General features: G+C 61.6%; 16 protein-coding genes and 1 pseudogene. 14 read left to right on the plus strand and 3 right to left on the minus strand.

All coding sequences use genetic code 11. The features are described 5' to 3' along the window. Positions 1-51: 51 nt before the first annotated feature. Positions 52-1,254, minus strand: coding sequence for a tryptophan synthase subunit beta (gene trpB, locus AC2I9W_RS08750; protein ID WP_486409611.1), 1,203 nt, complete (start codon positions 1,252-1,254; stop codon positions 52-54). 185 nt (positions 1,255-1,439) lie between these two features. On the opposite strand from trpB, the gene AC2I9W_RS08755 reads away from it, so the two are divergent. The 3 genes from AC2I9W_RS08755 to AC2I9W_RS08765 all read left to right on the plus strand — a co-directional run bounded on the left by AC2I9W_RS08755 (position 1,440) and on the right by AC2I9W_RS08765 (position 5,713). Then, the gene (locus tag AC2I9W_RS08755) at positions 1,440-2,930 is read left to right on the plus strand and encodes a DUF2868 domain-containing protein (RefSeq protein WP_486409612.1); all 1,491 of its coding nucleotides are present in this window, start codon (positions 1,440-1,442) and stop codon (positions 2,928-2,930) included. After that, positions 2,927-4,480, plus strand: coding sequence for a DUF3482 domain-containing protein (locus tag AC2I9W_RS08760; protein WP_486409613.1), 1,554 nt, complete (start codon positions 2,927-2,929; stop codon positions 4,478-4,480). The genes AC2I9W_RS08755 and AC2I9W_RS08760 overlap by 4 nt, the downstream gene beginning before the upstream one ends. Positions 4,481-4,825: 345 nt before the next feature. After that, a complete protein-coding gene (locus AC2I9W_RS08765; RefSeq protein WP_486409614.1) occupies positions 4,826-5,713 on the plus strand; it encodes a SphA family protein in 888 nt (295 codons plus the stop codon). 15 nt (positions 5,714-5,728) lie between these two features. On the opposite strand, the gene recQ is transcribed toward AC2I9W_RS08765, so the two are convergent. Both recQ and AC2I9W_RS08775 read right to left on the minus strand, forming a co-directional pair. Then, the gene (gene recQ, locus AC2I9W_RS08770; protein WP_486409615.1) at positions 5,729-7,639 is read right to left on the minus strand and encodes a DNA helicase RecQ; all 1,911 of its coding nucleotides are present in this window, start codon (positions 7,637-7,639) and stop codon (positions 5,729-5,731) included. A gap of 432 nt (positions 7,640-8,071) precedes the next feature. Next, a pseudogene (locus tag AC2I9W_RS08775) lies at positions 8,072-8,236 on the minus strand (acyl-CoA dehydrogenase family protein); the annotation flags it as partial. Here AC2I9W_RS08775 and AC2I9W_RS08780 point away from each other — a divergent pair. From AC2I9W_RS08780 to bioB, 11 genes are all read left to right on the plus strand, one after another. Next, a complete protein-coding gene (locus AC2I9W_RS08780) occupies positions 8,236-8,412 on the plus strand; it encodes a hypothetical protein (RefSeq protein ID WP_486409616.1) in 177 nt (58 codons plus the stop codon). The pseudogene AC2I9W_RS08775 and the gene AC2I9W_RS08780 sit on opposite strands and share 1 nt — an antisense overlap. A gap of 132 nt (positions 8,413-8,544) precedes the next feature. After that, entirely contained in the window at positions 8,545-9,801 is a 1,257-nt protein-coding gene (hutI, locus tag AC2I9W_RS08785) for an imidazolonepropionase (protein WP_486409617.1), read from the plus strand. A 24-nt stretch (positions 9,802-9,825) separates the two neighbouring features. After that, complete coding sequence (locus AC2I9W_RS08790; protein WP_486409618.1) at positions 9,826-11,214, plus strand: FAD-binding oxidoreductase; 1,389 nt, start codon at positions 9,826-9,828, stop codon at positions 11,212-11,214. Further along, positions 11,211-12,350: a histidinol-phosphate transaminase gene (locus AC2I9W_RS08795; RefSeq protein ID WP_486409619.1), complete on the plus strand. Its 1,140-nt coding sequence runs from the start codon at positions 11,211-11,213 to the stop codon at positions 12,348-12,350. The genes AC2I9W_RS08790 and AC2I9W_RS08795 overlap by 4 nt, the downstream gene beginning before the upstream one ends. Before the next feature lie 79 nt (positions 12,351-12,429). Continuing rightward, positions 12,430-13,827, plus strand: coding sequence for a formimidoylglutamate deiminase (locus AC2I9W_RS08800; protein WP_486409620.1), 1,398 nt, complete (start codon positions 12,430-12,432; stop codon positions 13,825-13,827). A gap of 49 nt (positions 13,828-13,876) precedes the next feature. After that, entirely contained in the window at positions 13,877-14,698 is an 822-nt protein-coding gene (hutG, locus tag AC2I9W_RS08805) for an N-formylglutamate deformylase (RefSeq protein WP_486409621.1), read from the plus strand. Between the two features lie 63 nt (positions 14,699-14,761). Further along, entirely contained in the window at positions 14,762-15,436 is a 675-nt protein-coding gene (alkB, locus tag AC2I9W_RS08810; RefSeq protein WP_486409622.1) for a DNA oxidative demethylase AlkB, read from the plus strand. A 66-nt stretch (positions 15,437-15,502) separates the two neighbouring features. After that, positions 15,503-16,579, plus strand: coding sequence for a homocysteine S-methyltransferase family protein (locus tag AC2I9W_RS08815; protein ID WP_486409623.1), 1,077 nt, complete (start codon positions 15,503-15,505; stop codon positions 16,577-16,579). A gap of 131 nt (positions 16,580-16,710) precedes the next feature. Beyond that, entirely contained in the window at positions 16,711-17,886 is a 1,176-nt protein-coding gene (locus tag AC2I9W_RS08820) for a Fe-S oxidoreductase (RefSeq protein ID WP_486409624.1), read from the plus strand. A gap of 260 nt (positions 17,887-18,146) precedes the next feature. Further along, positions 18,147-19,142 carry a porin gene (locus AC2I9W_RS08825; protein WP_486409625.1) on the plus strand — a complete coding sequence of 332 codons (996 nt, stop codon included), beginning with the start codon at positions 18,147-18,149 and terminating at the stop codon, positions 19,140-19,142. Between the two features lie 468 nt (positions 19,143-19,610). Then, positions 19,611-20,669: a biotin synthase BioB gene (bioB, locus tag AC2I9W_RS08830; RefSeq protein WP_486409626.1), complete on the plus strand. Its 1,059-nt coding sequence runs from the start codon at positions 19,611-19,613 to the stop codon at positions 20,667-20,669. Positions 20,670-20,838 lie beyond the last annotated feature (169 nt).

Genomic DNA, 20,838 nt, shown 5'->3' on the forward strand with positions numbered 1-20,838 from the left:
CAGCGCACAAAAAAGCAGGCCTTGAGCCTGCTTTTTTGTGTCGCTTCGGGTTTACAGCCCCAGCTTCTTGGCCACGTAATCGGCATCCTTGTCGCCGCGCCCGGAGAGGTTGACGAGGATGTGCTGGTCCTTGCCCAGCTTGGGTGCTTCGCGCATGGCCCAGGCCACGGCATGGGCACTTTCCAGCGCGGGGATGATGCCTTCCACGCGCGACAGCGTCATGAAGGCGTCCAGGCACTCCTTGTCGCCCACGGATTGATAGTCCACGCGGCCTATGTCCTTGAGGTAGCTGTGCTGCGGGCCCACGCCGGGGTAGTCCAGGCCCGAGGCAATGCTGTGCACTGCTGCGGGCGTGCCGTCTTCGTTTTCCAGCACATAGCACTTCATGCCGTGAATCTCGCCGGGTTTGCCCATGGTGATGGTGGCTGCATGACGCCCGGGCTTGTCCGCACCTTCGCCAGCGGGCTCTACGCCCACCAGGTGCACGTCGGCATCATCCAGGAAGGCAGTGAAGATGCCCATGGCATTGCTGCCGCCGCCCACGCAGGCCGCCACATGGTCGGGCAGCCTGCCATGCTTGGCCTGGAACTGCTCGCGTGCCTCCCGGCCCACGATGGACTGGAAGTCGCGCACCATCATGGGGAAGGGATGGGGGCCGACCACCGAGCCAATCGCGTAGATGGTGTTCACAGGGTCTTGCAGATAGACCTCGAAGGCGCTGTCCACAGCCTCCTTGAGCGTGGCCGCACCGCGTGTGACGGGCACCAGATTGCAGCCCAGAATGCGCATCTTGGTGACGTTGGGGTGCTCCTTCTCGATATCGACCTGGCCCATATGAATCTCGCAGGGAATGCCCACCAGCGCGCAGGCCGTGGCCAGAGCCACGCCATGCTGGCCGGCGCCGGTTTCGGCAATCACTTTTTTCTTGCCCATGAACTTGGCCAGCAATGCTTCGCCAAGGCAGTGGTTGATCTTGTGGGCGCCCGTGTGGTTCAGGTCTTCGCGCTTGAGATGAATCTGCGCGCCGCCCAGTTGGTCCGACAGGCGCTTGGCGTGAAAGATGGGGCTGGGGCGACCCACATAGTCGGCAAACAGCGAAGCCAGCTCGTCCTGAAAGTCCTTGCGCTGCACGATTTCTTCGTAAGCAGCAGCAATTTCGTCCATGCACTTCTTCAGCTCTGGCGGCACCAGCTGGCCGCCATAGGGGCCAAAGAATCCTTGTGCATCCGGCATGGCTTGAGAACCTGTGCTCATGTGTGTCTCCTGGGTGTGAATGGCTGCAAAGCTGCATTCATATCACAGCGCAGCCGGAGGGCGCTTGCAGGCAAGTTCGAGGAGATTTTTCATGAAATATGCCTCTAGCCCTTGATGAGAAAGGGCTTGCAGCTATTGTTTTTATGTTTTACAGAGCCGGCGGCTGGCTGAAACACAATAGCGGCATGAAAGCCAGCTCTGCCCGCGATATTGTTTTTGCCCATGCTCTGGAAACAGCAGCGCCGCATGAAGCGCTGCCCTCGGCCGAGCGCTGTACTGCCATTACGCAGGAGTGTCTGCATGCTCAAGGGGCGGCCAAAGGCAGCGGACGCTCCGCTTTCGAGCACTTTTTGCAAGAGCGCGCCAAGCGTGTGATCGCCGCTGCACAACTGCCTGCCGACCTGCGAGCGCTGGCGCAGCAAAGCGCGGGCGTCTCGCGCTGGGTGATGCTGGCTGTGGTCGTGGCTGCCTTTGCACTGGGCTTTGCCGGTCACGCCATCACCGACCCGCACCGTGTGGACTTGCTGTCGCCATCGCTGATTGGCATTGTGCTGTGGAACTTGCTGGTGTATGCAGTCTTGCTGGTGCTGGGACTGCGCCGCCTGCTCAAGCGCTCCCGGCGCGTGATCGCGCCGCTGGAGCCTGTACAGGGGGCGGCAGCAGCGGTGCGATCTTCAGCGGAGCCCAGTGGATGGCTGCAGAAATTGAATGTGAAGAAGTGGCCGGGCTCGCGTGGCACCGGGTTGCGAAAAATGGCGCTGAACTTTGAGCGAAACTGGTGGCAGCTCAATCAAAGACCACGCCAGGCGCAATGGGCCATGCTGATGCATCTGGGCGCCGCCATGCTGGCCCTGGGGGCGCTGGCATCGCTGTGGGTGACAGGGCTGACCAAGGCTTATCAGGTGGGGTGGGAGAGTACGTTTTTGTCGCCCACAGCGGTGCAAACCTGCCTGAACATGCTGTTTGCACCCGTGCATGTGCTGGCGGGCTTGGCGCCGTGGACGCTGGAGCAGATTCAAGCCCTGCAAGGCTGGGTGCACGATGGTGCGCCTGAGCTGGAAACCAGTCTGAACCAGATGATGAAATTTCCCACGGCCGGCCAACGCTGGGTGCAGCTCTATACGCTGCTGCTGTTGATGGCGGTGATTGCGCCGCGCTTGGTGCTGGCGCTGTATCAGGGGGGCAAGCTCTGGTGGCTCAAACGCCATATGGATCTGCCGCTGCAGCAGCCGTATTTTCAGCAACTGCAGCGTGACTGGGCCGGTCGCGCCACGGTGCTGCAGGTGCAGCCCTATAGCCTTGAGATCACGCCAGAGCGAGAGGCCGCATTGCGCGGCTATGTGACCGCCCATTACGGAGCCGGCGCGCAGCTGCAATGGCTGCCCGTGCTGGCCTATGGTTTGCCCCTGCCCGATGCCGATCAGGGTAGCGTGCAGCAGGTGCTGCTGCTCAATCTGGCGGCGACGCCCGAGGCAGAAATACATGGTGCTCTGCTGGCACAGGTGTTCAACCTCTGGGGGCCGCAGACGGAGATATGGCTGTGGGCGGCAGACTTCAGAAGCCGCAATCAGGGGGCCGTGTCACGGGTCAAGGAGCGCGAGCAGCTATGGATGGAATTTGTGCGCAGCACAGGCCTCAATGCCAGCCTGGTGCCTGCAGCAGGAGATAAGCAATGAGCGAGAACACAGCGCTGGTCGCCGACGACCGCAGCATCCAGTGGTGTCTGCTGTCGCACACCAATATTGGCAAGACCACGTTGACACGTACCTTGATGGCCGACGACGTGGGCGAGATTGAAGACGCGGCCCATGTCACCACACAGTCGCAGCGTTACCTGCTGCAAAAAACCGCCCAGGGCGACGAGCTGTGGCTGTGGGACACACCGGGCTTTGGCGATTCGGTACGTTTATACGAAAGGCTGAAGCAACAGGGCAATCCGCTGGGATGGTTTCTCAGCAATGTCTGGGACCGCTGGCGCGACAAGCCGTTTTACCTGAGCCAGCGCGCGCTGCTGGCTGCGCGTGATCATGCCGATGTCATGCTCTATCTGGTCAATGCGGCAGAAGACCCTGCAGATGCAGGTTACTGGAGCGCGGAGATGAGCATTCTGGCGTGGATGCGCAAGCCGGTCATTGTGCTGCTCAACCAGATCGGCAGCGACACCACCGCAGAGCAGACCCGGCAGGATCTGCAGCGCTGGAAGCAGGCCACGCAAGGCTTTCAGGATGTGGTGCGCGAGGTGCTGGTGCTCGATGCCTTTACCCGCAGCTGGTGGCATGAGCGCAAGATGATGCAAAGCATTGCGCCGCTGCTGCCAGCGACCAAGCAGCCTGCGTATCAGCGTCTGCTGGAGCAGCGCGCCCTGCAGCAAAAAGAGCGCGAGAGGGACAGTTTGCACGTCATGGCGCATCAGCTTCTGGCGGCGGCCGAGCTGCACGAGGCGCTGGATGCAGAGCAGGGCAAGCTGCTGGCGCGCGCATGGCAAAGCCTGAGTCAACTGGGCAGCAAGCTCAGCAAGTCCGCTGAAGCCGAAGATCGCCTCAGTGCGCAGGCCAAGGCGGCTGTACAGCGGCTGATGCAGGCCCTGCAGCGAAGCGATGTGCAGGCAACACAGCGTTTGCTGGAGATACACCATCTCGATGGTCAGGCGGCCAGCCAGATACAGGAGCAGTTGCGCAGCCAGCTCAAGATTCGCACGCCTGTGGATGCCCCGGCAGCGGGCTTGTGGGGGGCGTTGACGGCAGGTGCTGCGACAGGACTGGGGGCAGACCTGATGGCCGGTGGCTTGACGCTGGGCACCGGTGCGTTGGTGGGGGCCCTGGTGGGCGCCATGACCTTTGGTGGTGCGGCCTGGGGGGCGAACAAGATGTTCGATCAGGAGCAGCAAAGCTTTCAGCTCTCCAGCGACTACCTGAGCACCCTGGTCAGTCAGGTACTGCTCAAGTACCTGCTGATCTCGCATTTCGGGCGTGGGCGTGGTCGCTACACCAGTCCTGCGGCCTCAGAGCATTGGAGTGAAGCCGCTCAGGCCGTCGTTGAAGAGAAAGCAGGCCAGTGGGCGGGTATCTGGGCGCAGCTCAGGGCCGAGAGCACGGTGGATGCGGTGACAGAAGCACAGCAAAGCCTGAAGGAGCTGCTGGCCCAAAGCCTGCATCAGATCATGCTCCGCCTTTATCCAGACATGGGCGATGACGAGTGCCTCAGGGCCGGTGAAAGCGAATCGTAAATCGTGTGCGCCATGCGCCCTGTGCGGTGGCTTCTTGCGCGCTCCGCAAAGCCTTCTCAAGAGGCGTGCATAAATATCGATGGTTTGCGCTTGCAATATCTGCAGGCTTTCGAGTGTTGCTGCGTCGCTTGTGGGCCAGGTGGCGATCTTCTGCAGCGGAGCGCTGAAGTAAGTACAAACGAATTTCCACCCGGCGCAAAGCTATGGCAATCCCGGTATAGCTGATGTATGGAAAAGCGGCGTGCAACTGAGCGCTGCGATGGTTTGCGGCACTTATGCTCTGCGCGCCCATTGCCTGGGCATTCATGCGCAACACATAACAGCCCCGGAGACGGGCGCAACACGATGAAAAAGCAACTCACAACTCTCGCGCTGGCCAGCCTGGCCTTGTTCAACTCTGCCCATGCTGAAGGCCACTATGTGCCCGGTGTGGAAGGCATGCAAGCGGCCAGCGCTCCGCCCCCAGGGCTTTACTACATTGGCTATCTGGTCAATTACGACATCCACAGCTTTCGTGCCCCTGGCTCCAGCAGCAATCTGCCGGGCAGCAACAAGGGCAACGTCACGGCACTGGCCAATCGCCTGGTGTGGATGACGGGCACCAAGGTGTTGGGTGCGGACTACGGTGTGGAAACCATCATCCCCGTAGTCGGTACCTCACTGCATATCAATGCAGCCGGTATTCATGACAATCACACCGGCGTGGGCGACGTTTATGTGGGTCCCGTGGTGCTGAGCTGGCATGGCAGCAACTGGGATGCGGTGGGCGCTGCCGGTGTGTGGCTGGACAATGCCCGCGCCAACACGCCTGCAGACCCCGGCAAGGGCTTCAAGAGCTGGATGCTGACCGGCGGCGGCACTTATTACTTTGATGAAGCCAAGAACTGGTCTGGCTCGGCGCTGGCGCGCTTTGAGCGCAATACGAGAAGCGATGCAGGTCTGCGCTTTGGCAACCAGCTCACTGTGGAGTGGGGTGTGGGCAAGCGCTATGGCGTAATGCAAAGCGGCATTGTGGGTTACAGCCAGTGGCAGCTGACCAATGACAGCGGCGTGGGAGCCAGCGATGCCAAGGGGGCTCGCCACGCCATTGGTGCCGAGTTCTCCTACGCCATCCCTTCGCAGAAGATGAACCTCAAGGCAGCGCTGTACCAGGAAGTCAGCGCCAAGGCCGGTTCTCTGGGCCCGCAGTCCAAGGGGACGTTGCTGCGCTTTGGTCTGGTCAAGGCTTTTTAAAAAGCCTCTTTGTAATTAGCCGAGTGCCACAACTCTGAGCACTTCGGCGCCGTAGGCATCCAGCTTTTTGGCGCCCATGCCGCTCACCCCTTTCAGCTCTTGCAGGCTCTGGGGGTTGAGCTCGGCAATCGATGCCAGCGTGGCATCGTGAAAGATCACATAGGCCGGCAGATTGTGCGACTTGGCCACTTCGGCACGCCAGGCCTTGAGGTTGATGAAGCGCACTTGCGCATCCGGGCCCAGATTGACGGCGGCCGCATTGGCCGCTGACTTCTTGCTCTGCTTTCTGCTGCGCGATGCGGCCACGGCCTCGCGCAGCTGAACCTGCACCTCGCCCTTGAGCACGGCGCGCGAGCCGGGTGTCAGGCACAGGGTGTCGAACACATGGCCGCTGTTCTCGCTCACCACCTTGTGCAGGCCGAGAGCGCCCGTAGCCAGCAGCTGGCGCATCACGGCCCGCAATTGCTGTTCTGAATACTCGCTGCCCAGGCCAAAGGTAGATACCTTGTCGTGGCCGAATTGCGTGACCTTGTCCGTCACCTTGCCGCGCAGCACATCCATGATGTGGCCTGCGCCATAGGTGAGCTTGCTGGCCTCATGCACGCGATAAATGGTGGACAGCAGCTTGCGCGCTGCATCCGTGCCATCCCACAGTGCAGGCGGCTCCAGGCAGTTGTCGCAGTTGCCGCAAAAGGTCTTGGCAGCGGCTTGCAGCGGCTTGCCATCCACGCTGGGCGGCTGGCCATACTGCTCACCGAAATAGGCCAGCAACCGCACGCGGCGGCAGTCCGTGGCTTCGGCCAGGCCCAGCAGCGCATCGAGCTTGCCGCGCATGACCTGCTTGAACTCTTCCTCGGCCGGGCTGTCGTCAATCATGCGGCGCTGGTTGACCACATCGGAGATGCCGTAGGCCATCCATGCGTCGGCGGGCAGGCCATCGCGGCCCGCACGGCCGGTTTCTTGGTAGTAGCCTTCGATGTTCTTGGGCATGTCCACATGGGCCACAAAGCGCACATCGGGCTTGTTGATGCCCATGCCAAAGGCAATCGTGGCGCACATCACAACCCCCTCTTCACGTAGAAAACGGTCCTGGTGGTTCTGGCGCATCTCTTGCGGCAGGCCCGCGTGATAGGGCAGGGCGTTGATGCCGTTTTGTGCCAGCGTCTGCGCCAGCTCTTCCACCCGCTTGCGCGACTGGCAATAAATCACACCGGCCTCGCCTTCGTGCTCGCGCTCGATAAAGCGCAGCAGCTGGTTGGTCACGTCCCTTTTCTCGGCAATCTTGTAGCGGATATTGGGCCGGTCAAAGCTGCTGACGAAGTGCTGGGCGGCTTCCAGATGCAGGCGTTCGATGATGTCGGCCCGCGTCAGCGCATCGGCCGTGGCGGTGAGCGCAATGCGCGGCACGCCGCTGTAGCGCTCGTGCAGCACCGTCAGTGCCCGGTATTCGGGGCGGAAGTCGTGGCCCCACTGGCTCACGCAGTGCGCTTCGTCAATCGCAAACAGCGACAGCTTGCCCTGTGCATGCAGGTCGTCGAGCAGGCCCAGAAAGCGAGGTGTATTCAGGCGCTCAGGCGCGGCGTAGAGCAAGGTGATGTCGCCGCTTTGCAGGCGCATCTCCACCTCCTGCGTTTCGTCGTAGCTCAGGGTGGAGTTCAAATAGGCCGCGCTGACGCCTGCTTCATGCAGGGCGCCCACCTGATCGTGCATGAGCGCAATCAGCGGCGACACCACAATCGTCACCCCATGACCCGCCTGCTGGCGCGCAATGGCCGGTACCTGATAGCACAGCGATTTGCCGCCGCCCGTGGGCATGAGCACCAGCGCATCGCCGCCATCGATGACATGCGAGACGATGGCCTGCTGAGGGCCACGGAATTGCTCGTAGCCAAAAACGGCTTGCAGAATGGATTGCGCGGAAGACACCGGGTACTCTTGAATCAATAGCTGGTCGTGCTTGCTGTGTATGGGCTAGAGGTCAATTTGACTTTAAACAACAGCATCGGAAGGTGCTCTATTGTGCGCCCCGCTCTTGTGTGTTGCCCGAAGCGGGGTATGGACCATCAGTGCTGCGAGAGTGATCCTGGACGCCAAAAATTGGCATCCTGGGCCAGATGCGCAAAAGGGATAAGGCTTTGCCCCGGCTTGGTGCGGAGGCCAGGCACCTGATAGAGGGTGCCTGGCTTTCTCTCTCGCAGAACTGTTCTCCAGAGCTTTGCCCAGCGGTATGAGCGGGGATAGACAATGAATGAGCAATGAACTGCTCCTTGGCTTCATGCCCGATGGAGCTTGAAATTTGTGTAGCAGCTCAGGGCAAGACTGCACTCAGGCCGTGCCGCTCAGCTGCTGCAAAGAGGCTTATGAAGACAGCACGGCACGCGCAATGATGGTGCGCTGTATTTCGGAGGAACCCTCATAGATGCGCAGAATGCGGGCATCGCGCACATAGCGCTCCAGCGGCATTTCGCGGGTGTAGCCGTAGCCACCATGAATTTGTAGCGCCTCGTCCGTCACAAAGCCCAATGGTGCCCGGCCGCAGCGCTGCGGGCCTGTGCCTGGTGCTGCAAGGCCGCTTTGCGCAGGGGCAGGAGTGGCTGCAGGCGGGGCAGGGCCTGTGGTGGGAGAGTGCGCAGGATGCCGCAGTTTTGCAGCCCGAAGATGAGAGCTGCAGATTGCTGTGGGTGGGCTTGCAGAGGTAGGTTTAGATTGCTATTAAAAGAAGAGCATTTAGCGCAAGATATTCAATAACTTCAAAAACAATTGATAGTGAAAACGTTTGGCATCAAGCGCAAACAGCTATCAAATCAGAATTACTCAAAGGAGATCATTGCATGACGCCTGTCGCCACCCACCGTCCCAGCGCAGATGGATGCTGGCGCAATCTGCGTCTGGCTGCCGATTTGTTTGTGGCGGATGCAGAGATCGCCGCAGCGCAACTGGCCTGCATTGTGGTGCAGGGCGGGCGCATGGTCTGGGTTGGGCCGCAGGATCAAGTCCCGACGGAATACAGCCATCTGCCGCAGCATGAGGGCGCAGGTCACCTGGCAACGCCGGGGCTGGTCGATTGCCACACGCACCTGGTGTACGGCGGCGAGCGTGCCAACGAATTTGCGATGCGGTTGGCAGGCGCCAGCTACGAAGAGATTGCCAAGGCTGGTGGCGGCATTGTCTCCAGTGTCAAGGCCACGCGTGAGGCGACGGAGGACGAGCTGGTGACGCAGGCGATGCCGCGTCTGCAGCAGTTGCTGGCCGAAGGCGTGACGGCCATCGAGATCAAGTCCGGCTACGGTCTGTCGCTGGAGCATGAGCGCAAGCAGCTGCGGGCAGCGCGCCGCCTGGGGGAGCTGTGCGGTGTGACGGTGCGCACCACATTTTTGGGCGCTCATGCATTGCCGCCGGAGTACGCCGGTCGCAGTCAGGCATATATCGATCTGGTCAGCCAGCAGATGCTGCCCGCTCTGGCCGCTGAAAGGCTGGTCGATGCGGTGGATGTGTTTTGCGAGCGCATTGCGTTTTCGCTGGCCGAGACCGAGCAGGTGTTTCAGGCCGCCAAGGCGCTGGGCCTGCCGGTCAAGCTGCATGCCGAGCAGTTGTCGAATATGGAGGGTGCAGCCCTCGCGGCCCGCTATGGCGCGCTGTCTTGCGACCATATCGAGCACCTCTCGGAACAGGGCATTGCGGCCATGAAAGCCGCAGCAACAGTGGCTGTGCTGCTGCCGGGGGCCTTTTATGCGCTGCGTGACACCAAAGTGCCGCCGGTTGAGGGTTTAAGAGCCGCCCAGGTGCCCATGGCCGTCTCTACCGATCACAATCCCGGTACTTCTCCATGTCTGAGTTTGCTGCTGATGGCCAATATGGCCTGTACCTTGTTTCGACTCACCGTCCCGGAGGCGCTGGCTGGCATCACTCGCCATGCTGCGCAGGCTCTGGGGCTGCAGGATGAGCAAGGCTTGATTGCCTCGGGCCGCCCTGCCAACTTTGTGCTCTGGCCCGTGCAGCACGCCGCAGAGCTGGCGTACTGGTTTGGCAAAAAACCCGATTGCACGGTGGTGCGTCAGGGGCGGATTGCGCAGCAAGCTCGAATCTGATCGCGGGGAACGCGAAAGGTATCGATGTCTCAAGAACAATTTCTCTCCGAACTGATTTCCACACTGGGTGCCGATGTGGTGCTGCGTGGCTCCGAGGTGCCCGAGCACTATCACACCGACTGGAGCGGTACGCCGCCACAGCGTCCGCTGGCGCTGGTGCGCCCACGCACCACGGACGAGGTCAGTGCCGCGCTGCGCCTGTGCTCGGCGCACAAGGTGGCGGTGGTGCCCCAGGGCGGCATGACGGGTCTGGCGGGCGCCGCCACGCCAGCGCAAGGCGTGGTTGCCTTGTCGCTCGATCGCATGAATCAGATCGAAGAAATCAACACCCAGACCGGCCTGATGCAGGTACAGGCCGGTGTGACGCTGCAGGCCGTGCAGGAAGCGGCCGTGAATGCCGGCATGGTGTTCGGCGTGGATCTGGGTGCACGCGGCAGCTGCCAGATTGGCGGCAATGTCTCCACCAACGCAGGCGGTAACGGCGTGCTGCAGCACGGCATGATGCGCGAGCAGGTGTTGGGCCTGGAAGTCGTGCTGGCCGATGGATCGGTGCTGCCCATGCTGCGCCCCATGATCAAGAACAACACGGGCTACGACCTCAAGCAGTTCTTTATCGGCGCCGAGGGAACGCTGGGCGTCATCACCCGCGTGCTGCTGCGTCTGCGCCCTGCGCCCAAGGCCACGGCTACCACGCTGGTCGCCATGCCTGACTTTGATTCGGCGCTGGCCGTGCTGGCGCGCATGCAATCGCACTTTGGCAACAGCGTGGCGGCTTATGAGCTGATGTGGGACAGCTTTGTGCAGGCTTCGCTGGCCTGGCTCAAGCTCTGCGCACCGTTTGCAGAACGCTACCCGCTGCTGGCGCTGATCAATGTGGACGGCAAGAGCGAAGCCCAGTTGCAAGACGATGTGCAGCAGGTGCTGCAAGAGTGCATGGAAGCGGGCGAGGTGCTGGACGCCATCGTGGCCCAGTCGGGTGCGCAAGCACAAACGCTGTGGAAGCTGCGCGAAGCACCGGCCGAGCTCAACAACAATATGCACCCGGCCATCAACTTCGACGTCAGCCTGCCACAGGCCGATATCGGGCGCTTTGCCGATGCCTGCGAAGCCGCCTTCAACGCCCGCTGGCCCGGTCAGCATGCGCTGTACTTCGGCCATGTGGGCGACGGCAATCTGCATGTCTCCGTGGACGGCAAGACCGTGGGCGGCGAGTGCGATGCCGTCGAAGCCGAGCTGTACCGCCTGGTCGGCGAGTTCAAGGGCAGTGTCTCTGCCGAGCACGGTATCGGCCTGCACAAAAAGCCTTATTTGAGCAACAGCCGCACACCCGCTGAAATGGCTGCGATGCGCGCCATCAAGCTGGCGCTGGATCCTCAAGGACTGATGAATCCCGGAAAGGTGTTCGATCTATGAGTGAATCTTTGGTGATCTCTCTGGCGCGCCCTGAAGTGCGCCCTTTGCCGGCCTATAACGCCGGCCTGTCCAGCGACGCCGTGCGCCAGCGCTATGGCGTGAGCGATGTGGTGCGCCTGGCCAGCAATGAAAACCCGTTCGGTGTCAGCCCTGCCGTGCGCAAGGCGCTGGCAGCGGTGGTGGATGACGTGGGCAACTACCCAGACGCCAACTGCACAGCCTTGCGCGAGGCGATTGCCCAAAGCTGCGGCGTAGCTGCGGACCGGCTGGTGTTTGGGGATGGCTCCGAAGACCTGATCAAGATTCTTTGCGAGGTTTTCCTCTCGCCCGGTGACCGGGTGGTGACGCAGCGCCCTGTGTTCGGCCTACACGAGATCTATCCCAAGATGATGGGAGCCGAGGTTGAGCTGCTGGAGCTGAATGCCGACATGGGCTTTGACATCGACGCCTGGTGTGCGGCGGTGAGCCAAGCTCCCAAGATCGCCTTCTTGCCCAACCCGTCCAACCCCGTGGGCTGCATGATGGATGTGGCGCAGTTTGCCCGCGTGCTGGAAGCTACGCCCCAGGGCACCGTGCTGGTGGTGGACGAGGCCTATTACGAGTACGCGCTGCATGACGATGACTACCCCGATGTGCTGGCCATGCTGGCGCAGCGCCAGGGGCCGTGGATTGTGCTGCGCACCTTCTCCAAGGCCTGGGGGCTGGCGGGTCTGCGCGTGGGCTATGGCATGGCTGACAGCGCCGCTTTTGTCGCTCTGATGGACAAGGTGCGCTCGCCCTTCAATGTGAATATGGCGGCCCAGCGCGCTGCGCTGGCGGCGTGGAGCGATCCCACTCACATGCGCAGCGGCGTGGCGAGCACGGTGGCGTTGCGCGAGGATCTGCGTCGCCAGCTGCTGGCGCTGGCCGAGCCGGGACAGCCGCTGCAGGGGTTGCGCATTGCTCCCTCCGTGGCGAACTTCCTGTTCCTGGATCTGGGGCGCCCCAATGGGCCGGTGACCGAGGCTTTGCTCAAGCAGGGCATCATCATCAAGCCTTGGAAGGAGGCCGGGTTTGAGCATTTCCTGCGCGTCTCCATCGGTACCGAGCAGGACAACGCGCGCTTTGTTCAGGCGCTGGTGCAGGCCATGGCATAGCCGGCCTGAGCTGACTGGATTGTCGAGACGCCTTTCGCTTGCTTCAAAAGTTGCCTTTATGACCGCTCACGCTTTGCCCATGCTTTTTGCCCAAGATGCTTTGTTGCCCACGGGCTGGGCGCGCAATGTGCTGCTGCGCTGGAATGCGCAGGGGCAGCTGCAGCAAGTGCAAACGGATATCGACTTGCAAGCGCTTGGGGCCGACGTGCTTACCCGGACGCACAAGGCCGCAGGGCCTGTAATTCCGGGCATGCCGAATCTGCACTCCCATGCTTTTCAGCGTGGGTTTGCGGGGCTGACCGAGTTCCGGGGGCAGGCGCAGGACAGTTTCTGGAGCTGGCGCAATCTGATGTACTGCTTTGCCAACCGGCTGACGCCGCAGGCATTGGAAGCGATTGCTACCTGGCTGTATCTGGAGATGCTGGAGGCCGGCTACACCTCGGTCTGTGAGTTCCATTACGTGCATCACGACATGGGCGGAAAGCCCTATGCGAACGATGCCGAGCTGTCGTTGGCACTGCTGCGTGCCGCCGAGAAAACGGGCCTGGGCATGACGCTGCTGCCCGTGCTCTATCAGACCAGCGGGTTTGGCGGCCAGCCCGCGCGTGAAGACCAGGCACGCTTCATTCGCAGCACGGACAATATGCTCTCACTTCTGGAACGCCTGAGCGTTGCTGTAAAAGCGCAGAATGCCGCTTTGGGGCTGGCTCCACACTCGCTGCGCGCCGTGCCACCGCAGAGCCTGAGCGCCAGCGTGGCGGGACTGCATGCCTTGCTGCCCGATGCGCCGGTGCACATCCATGTTGCGGAACAGACGCAGGAGGTCGAGGACTGCCTGGCCTGGAGCGGCATGCGCCCCGTGCAATGGCTGATGGCACATGCCCCCGTCGATCATCGCTGGTGCCTGATTCACGCCACCCATATGACGCCGGACGAATACGCCAGCGCTGCCCGTAGCAAGGCGGTGGCCGGCATCTGCCCCACGACCGAAGCCAACCTGGGGGATGGCATTTTTGATATGCGGCTGTGGTTGCAGCATGGCGGCCGCTGGGGCGTGGGCTCGGACAGTCACGCAACGGTCAATGCAGCAGAAGAGCTGCTGATGCTCGAATACAGCCAGCGCCTGCATTTGCGCCAGCGCAATGTGCTGGGCAATGCTCGTCATCCTCAGGTGGCGACTGCCATGACCTTGCAGGCCGTGGCGGGTGGCGCGCAGGCCGCGGGCCGCGCCATTGCCGGGCTGGCCGCCGGGCAGCAGGCCGACTTTGTGGTGCTGGATGCGCAGCATGCGGCGCTTGCGGGTCTGCCTGCAGAGAGTGCCCATGCCGGCCATGTCTTTGCCAGCCACCGCAGCTGCGCAATTGCCGAGGTTTGGGTGGCCGGAAAACAGCAGGTGGCTTCGGGTCGACATGCGCTGCATGAATCAGCCAAACAAGGGTTTATTCAAGCTCGCACGGAGCTGTTGAAAGCGGCATAAAACGCAGCGGCAGCCTTATCCGAGACAGTATTTGCAGGAGACATAGGCCATGAGCCAGCACATTCCACCTTTCATATTTCACCAGGGCACAGCGCCACTGCTGATTTCCATGCCGCACACAGGCACCCATGTGCCCGATGACATTGCCGCCAAGCTCACACCCGCAGGCCGTGAGGTGCATGACACCGACTGGCACATGCCCCAGCTCTATGACTTTGCCAAGGCGCTGGGCGCATCGGTGCTGGTGGCCACGCATTCGCGCTATGTGATTGATCTGAACCGTCCGCCGGATGGTGCCAGCCTTTACCCAGGCCAGAGCGTGACCGGCCTCTGCCCGGTTGATGGTTTTGATAGCGCTCCGCTCTATGCCAGCAAGGATTTTGAGCCGGATGAGGCTGAAGTTGCACGTCGCCGTGCGCTGTACTGGCAGCCTTATCACGCTCAGCTGCGTGCAGAGCTGGACCGCATCAAGGCTCAACATGGCGTGGCCATGCTGTGGGATGCGCACAGCATTCGCTCGGTGCTGCCGCGCTTTTTTGAGGGAAAGCTGCCCGATCTGAACCTGGGGACGGCCGATGGCAAAAGTTGCGACCCTGCACTGGCGCAGCAACTGCTGGAGATTGCCAAGCAGTCGTCCGAGCACAGCAGCGTGCTCAACGGGCGCTTCAAGGGCGGCTACATTACGCGCCACTATGGCCAGCCCGAGCAAGGCTTTCACGCCGTGCAACTGGAGATGACGCAGTCCAGCTATATGCAGGAGCAAATGCCGTTTGACTACCTGCCGCAGACCGCAGCGCGCATTCAGCCCACGGTGCAGCGCCTGCTGCAGGCGGTACTGGCGTTTGCACAGCGTCAGAACCAGCCTGCCTGAAGGAGGCTTTCTGTTGGGCCCGGCATTGCCCCACGCAAGCTTGCATTGGGCGATGATGGGGGCATGAGCCTGCCCCTGTTCGAGACTGAAGCGCAGCCCCCCGAATACTTTGATAAGGGGGCAGTGCTGCTGCGCGGCTTTGCCGCAGAGCAAGGCGCCCGCTGGGTGGCGGCTGTGCAGGCGCTGGAAGCACAAGCTGCATTTCGGGTCATGCAGGTGCCGGGTGGCAAGTTCATGTCGGTGGCCATCACCAATGCCGGAGACTGGGGCTGGGTGTCGGATCTGCAGGGCTATCGCTACAGCGCTCAAGACCCGCAGAGCGGCAGGCCCTGGCCTGCCATCCCTGCTTTTTTACGTCAGCAAGCCAGTCAGGCTGCGGCTTTGGCCGGCTATCCGGGTTTTGTGCCCGATGCCTGTCTGATCAACCGCTATGTGGCCGGAGCACGCATGGGCTTGCACCGCGATCAGGACGAAAGCGATCTTGCTGCGCCCATAGTGTCGGTATCGCTGGGCCTGGCCTGCAGCTTTCTCTGGGGCGGGCTGCAGCGGCAAGCTCCCACGCGGCGTATTGCACTGACCCATGGGGATGTGCTGGTCTGGGGTGGGCCTTCAAGGCTGGTGTTTCATGGCGTCAGCCCGCTCAAGCCCGGACTGCACCATTTGCTGGGCGAGGAGCGCTGGAATCTGACTTTTCGCATGGCCAAGGCTCGTTACCCGGCGGGTCTGTCATCGCCATAGACGCGGGCGTGTAAACAATGCCCAGCTGGCCTGCAGAAGCCGCCAGCTTTCCTACAATGGCGGGCTATGAGCCAGACGCACCATACCCCCGCCTATACCCGAGCCCAGGAGCTGCCCGCCACGCTTGCCAAGCGCCTTGTCATTCTGGACGGTGCCATGGGCACCATGATTCAGCGCTTCAAACTGGGGGAAGCCCAGTATCGCGGCGAGGGCTATGCAGGTGCCGACGGAGCTGGTGAGCGCTTCAAGGACTTTGCCTATGACGTCAAGGGCAATAACGAGCTGCTGTCGCTGACCCGCCCCGACGTGGTTCGCGACATTCACGAAAAATACCTGGCCGCTGGCGCGGATCTGATCGAAACCAATACCTTCGGTGCGACCACGATTGCGCAGGACGACTATCACATGGCCGATCTGGCTTATGAGATGAACCTCAAGAGCGCCCAGCTGGCCCGTGCCGCCTGCGACAAGTACAGCACGCCCGAGCACAAGCGCTACGTGGCCGGCGCCCTGGGCCCTACGCCCAAGACGGCCTCCATCAGCCCCGATGTGAACGACCCTGCTGCACGCAACATCACGTTTGAACAGCTGCGTGAGGCCTATCTGCAGCAGACGCTGGCGCTGATTGAAGGCGGTGCCGACGTGATTCTGGTCGAGACCATCTTCGACACTCTCAACGCCAAGGCTGCCCTGTTTGCCGTGGACGAAGCCTTTGAGCAGACCGGCGAGCGCCTGCCCATCATGATCAGCGGCACGGTGACCGATGCCTCGGGTCGTATCCTGAGCGGCCAGACCGTGACGGCCTTCTGGCATAGCGTGCGCCATGCCAATCCGCTGTCCATCGGCCTGAACTGCGCTCTGGGTGCTACCTTGATGCGCCCCTATGTGCAGGAGCTGGCAAAGGCTGCACCCGACACATTCATCAGCTGCTACCCCAATGCCGGCTTGCCCAACCCCATGAGTGACACCGGTTTTGACGAAACGCCCGAGATCACCAGCCGTCTGGTGCATGAGTTCGCCGCCGAAGGGCTGGTCAATATCGTGGGCGGCTGCTGCGGCACCACGCCGGATCACATTGGCGCCATTGCTGATGCCGTGAAAACCACTGCGACACGCAAGCTTTTCTATCCCGCTGAAGCTTGATTCAGGAATAAAAGTGAAAAAGGGTTGAAGCGCTTTCTCCTCAAGCGCTTGCAGCTCTTTTTTTGATAGTTGCAGACCTGGGCGGCACAATGGGCTGACCCTGACCTTGTCGTTTCCACGCAGACTGCTGCATGACTGCACCTCTTAGGCCCATTGCCCCTGTGCTTCCCGTGACCTTGGCCGCAGGGCAGGACGCGGCTGCATCGGGCAGGGCCGAGGTGGATGTGGGGGTGGTTCAGGCAGCAACTCTGGCCGCTGCACAGCAGATAAAGAGCGCGCCGCCCGCGCCTGCGCCCGTGGCTGGCAGCGCAGTGCAGTGGTCTGCGCAGGCACTGCAAAACCTCAAGCTGCAGGCGTTTGAATATCTGGTGGCGCAACTGGCTTTGCAGGTGCAAGGCCAGGCCGGTGCGCCTGTGGTCAGTTGGCCTAGCCAGGGCTTGCCAGCAGCGGTGCAGCAGTTTGTGCAAAACCTGCTGGCGCAGATTCAGGTCAATCTTCAGGGGCAGAGCGTGCCGCTGCAATTGCTGGCGGGCCAGCAGGGCTCGGTGGCGTTGATGCAGACACTGGTGCAGGCGTTGGGGCAAGCCGGCGCAGCTTCGGGCGATGCTCTGCCCAGCTCGGCCTTGCAGACGGCAGCAGCCCTGTCGCCCACGGCTGCTGCTGCGCTACAGCAGGCGGAGCAGGGTACGCCGCTTTCAGGCAGTGCTGCGCGCTTGCCGCAGTTGCAGAACTGGCTGGTACAGCAAGGCACCTTGGTCACCGCGCAGGGCGAGCGCGGCTTTTCAATCACCCTTCAAGTTCCAGCTGCCTGGGCGCAGGCCGTGGGCGCTGCGCTGATCGCTCTACCTTCCTCCACTGCCGGGCAGGGGGCTGCCTTGCGCTTGCCTGTGGCAGATCTTCACGCCTTGAGCAGCGGCCCCCTGGCGCTGGTGCTGCAACCTCAATCCTCCGGGAGCAGTACGGCCACGCTGGCAACCAGCGCCCTGCTATGGCTGGAGCTGCAAGCTGTGGGCGATACGGCTGCGAAGCCTACATCCTTGCCAGCGGGTTTGTCGCTGGCCATGCCGGCCACCGCGCTGGCGCAGGAAGTGCAGCAGCTGCTGCAGAACAAGTCAGATCCCTGGCTGATGATGGCGACGGCCCAGGCGGCCAATGCCTTTCCCATACCGCGCCGCAATAGCGAGCATCGCTCGCATCTTTGTACGACCGAGGACTGTCAGTACCAGGGATTGGCACCTTGTGCCCAGCCGTTTTGCAGCGAGATGAACCGGATCTGGGCCGCAAAGCGCATAGGTCCCAGTCGCTGATTGCGGGCCTGAACCAAGCTGACGCGGGGGTGGACGCTGGCTTGGCTCTACTTTCATAATGCCCAGCTGCCTGCTTTTTGAGCAGGCGCCTCCAACCGGGCTTTGCAGTTGCACTGCTCTTTCTGTCCCGGCTGTCTTCAGTTCAGTCAACCTGGCTGACTGCCTTTTGTCCCACTCACAGGTCCACGACCTGTCTGCGCTCAGCGGTGCATTGCTGCTGCAGGGCAGAGCGACTTCACAATTCAAGGAGAACCACCGGCATGCGTCTGCGTACTGGCATTGCTTGTTCCACATATTTCACACTTCTGACGGCAGCCGTACCGGCGCTGGCTCAGTCTTCCAATGTCAGCATCAATGGCCTGATTGATGGCGGCATCTACCGCAGCTTTGACGGTACGGCCCAGGCGGGGACGATTCAGCGCAGCAATCTGGCTATTGCTGGCTGGGAGGACCTGGGGGGTGGCCTCAAGGCGACGTTTCGCCTGAGCACCCGTTTCGATATCGACACCGGAACCATGGAGGATGCCGGCAGCAAGCCGTTCTGGCATGACGAATCCACCGTGGGCCTGCAGGGAAGCTTTGGACATTTGCGTTTGGGCCGTGCCCTGTCGGCCATGTGGTCGCAGGACTGGAAGTTTGACCCCTGGGCCAATTTCAACCGCATCTCCTCGCCCGCCTGGCACCAGTGGCACGCCCTCACGCCAACCGACCGCTACAGCAATAACGGTACTGCCGAATATGGACGCATGGCCAACGGCATCTTCTATGACTCGCCCACCATTGCTGGCTTCACGCTGCGCCTGAGTGCATCGCCCGAGCGCACCGAAGTGCCAGTCACCTTGCGCCGTGAAGGCCGTGGCTACTCGGCGGCGCTCAACTATGACTCGGACAGCCTGAGCGGCATGCTGGCCTTTGAGCGCAACGGCAGTGGCGACAAAGATACCTTCGTCGCAGCCAAGTACAGCTTTGGAGCGGCAGCTGTAATGGGAGCCTGGGACTACACGCGTGTCGCGCATACCGGGCTGTCGGCCAAGGCGATGACCCTGGGTGCGACTTACCAGATGGGAGCCACCACGCTGAAGGCGGGATACGGCCGCCAGCGCATGCAGGAACAGACCAACCATTTCTACTCCGTCGGTGCGGACTATGCGGTGTCCAAGCGCACCACGCTGTATGCGAGCCTGGGCCGCAAGAGCTACGAGTACGGGGCAGATTCAGGTACCTCGTTTGGCGTGGGGATGGCACACGCGTTCTAAGGTATTTTTCGTCGCTAAGCCGCAGCTCTCGCAAGGGCTGCGGCTTTTTTATGCGCGCGTGCAATACCCCCTAATTGCTGGCGGGATTAAGACGGCCTTTTTGGGTGCATAGGCTGACTTTTTTTGCCATGTTGAAGCTTAATCCAGGGGGGGGGACGCCTGTTGTGAAGGTAAAAGTCATCAAAAATGCGATTTTTTGCTCCTAACGTCGCTCTTTGACCTCTATTTTTTGAGTGCTTCAAGAAAGAGATTGCTTGCGTTGAATGCATAAGCCGGTGGGTTAACGGAAGTTGTGAGTGGTCGTTTTGAATATCGGCTTAAGTTCGCTCTTTGTCGGCTAATTTTGGTTGAAAGTTGGTGCAACTTGCGGCATCTGTCTTGGGGGTGATTATTTGCATCTTGGTCCTGGGAGTTCATGGTTTTTTTGACCAAAATGCGCTGCATTCCCCTGATTGAGGAGAGACCGCGATGTCCCATACCGAGCAAAACACCACTTACCGTGCACCTGGCGCGGCGTGTTCCAGCCAACCCGTGCAGTGGCATGCGCCCGCCAAAAGCCTTGCTTCCCTCGAAACGCAGCGCTGGTCGGCAGAGGCTGTGCAGCAATTGCTGGATATGCCTTTTCTCGACTTGTTGCACCGTGCCCAGAACGTCCACCGTGAGCACTGGCCTGCGGGCGAAATCGAGCTGGCTACGCTGTTATCCGTCAAGACCGGTGGCTGCCCCGAGAACTGTGGCTACTGCCCGCAGTCGGCCGAGTTCGATACCGGCGTGAAGGCCGAGAAGCTGATGAGCGTGGAGGAGGTCACGCGCGCTGCCCAGGCGGCCAAGGATGCTGGCGCCACCCGTTTTTGCATGGGCGCGGCCTGGCGCGCCCCCAAGGACCGCGATATCGAGAAGATGAACGAACTGATCGGCGCAGTGAAGGGCCTGGGCATGCAGACCTGTGCCACGCTGGGCATGCTGCAGCCGCATCAGGCCGAGTCTTTGCGCGAGGCGGGGCTGGACTACTACAACCACAACCTCGACACCGCTCCCGAGTACTACAAGGACGTGGTCAGCACGCGCCAGTACCAAGACCGCCTGGATACCTTGGCCGCCGTGCGCGGCGCGGGTATCAGCGTGTGCTGCGGCGGCATCATCGGTATGGGCGAGACCGAGGTGCACCGTGCCGGACTGATTGCTCAGCTGGCCAATATGCAGCCCTACCCCGAGTCCGTACCCATCAACAGCCTGGTGCCTGTGCCTGGCACGCCGCTGGCCGATAGCGAACCGGTGGACCCGCTGGATTTTGTGCGCGTGATTGCCGTGGCCCGCATCACCATGCCCAAGGCGCGGGTGCGCCTGTCCGCTGGCCGCCAGCAACTGGGCGAAGCCGTGCAGACCTTGTGCTTTATAGCCGGGGCCAACTCCATTTTCTATGGCGACAAGCTGCTGGTGACCGGCAATCCCGATGTGGAAGCCGATACGCAGCTGATGCGCAAGCTGGGTCTGCGTGGACTGAAGACAGCGCAGGCGCAGAGCTGATTATCAATTTTGATAGCTGTTAGCGCTTTTTTACATAAGCGCTAGAGCCTGATTTCACTCTAAAAACTGGCTCGCTGTTCGCGGGGCAGATATGTCGTCGCGGCGTACGGTTTTATCGTCGCGGCTTCCCTTCTTTTTGCCTTGATGCTGATCGATATATCGGCAGGGG

This window comes from Comamonas sp. FUJ_7 (assembly GCF_057369555.1).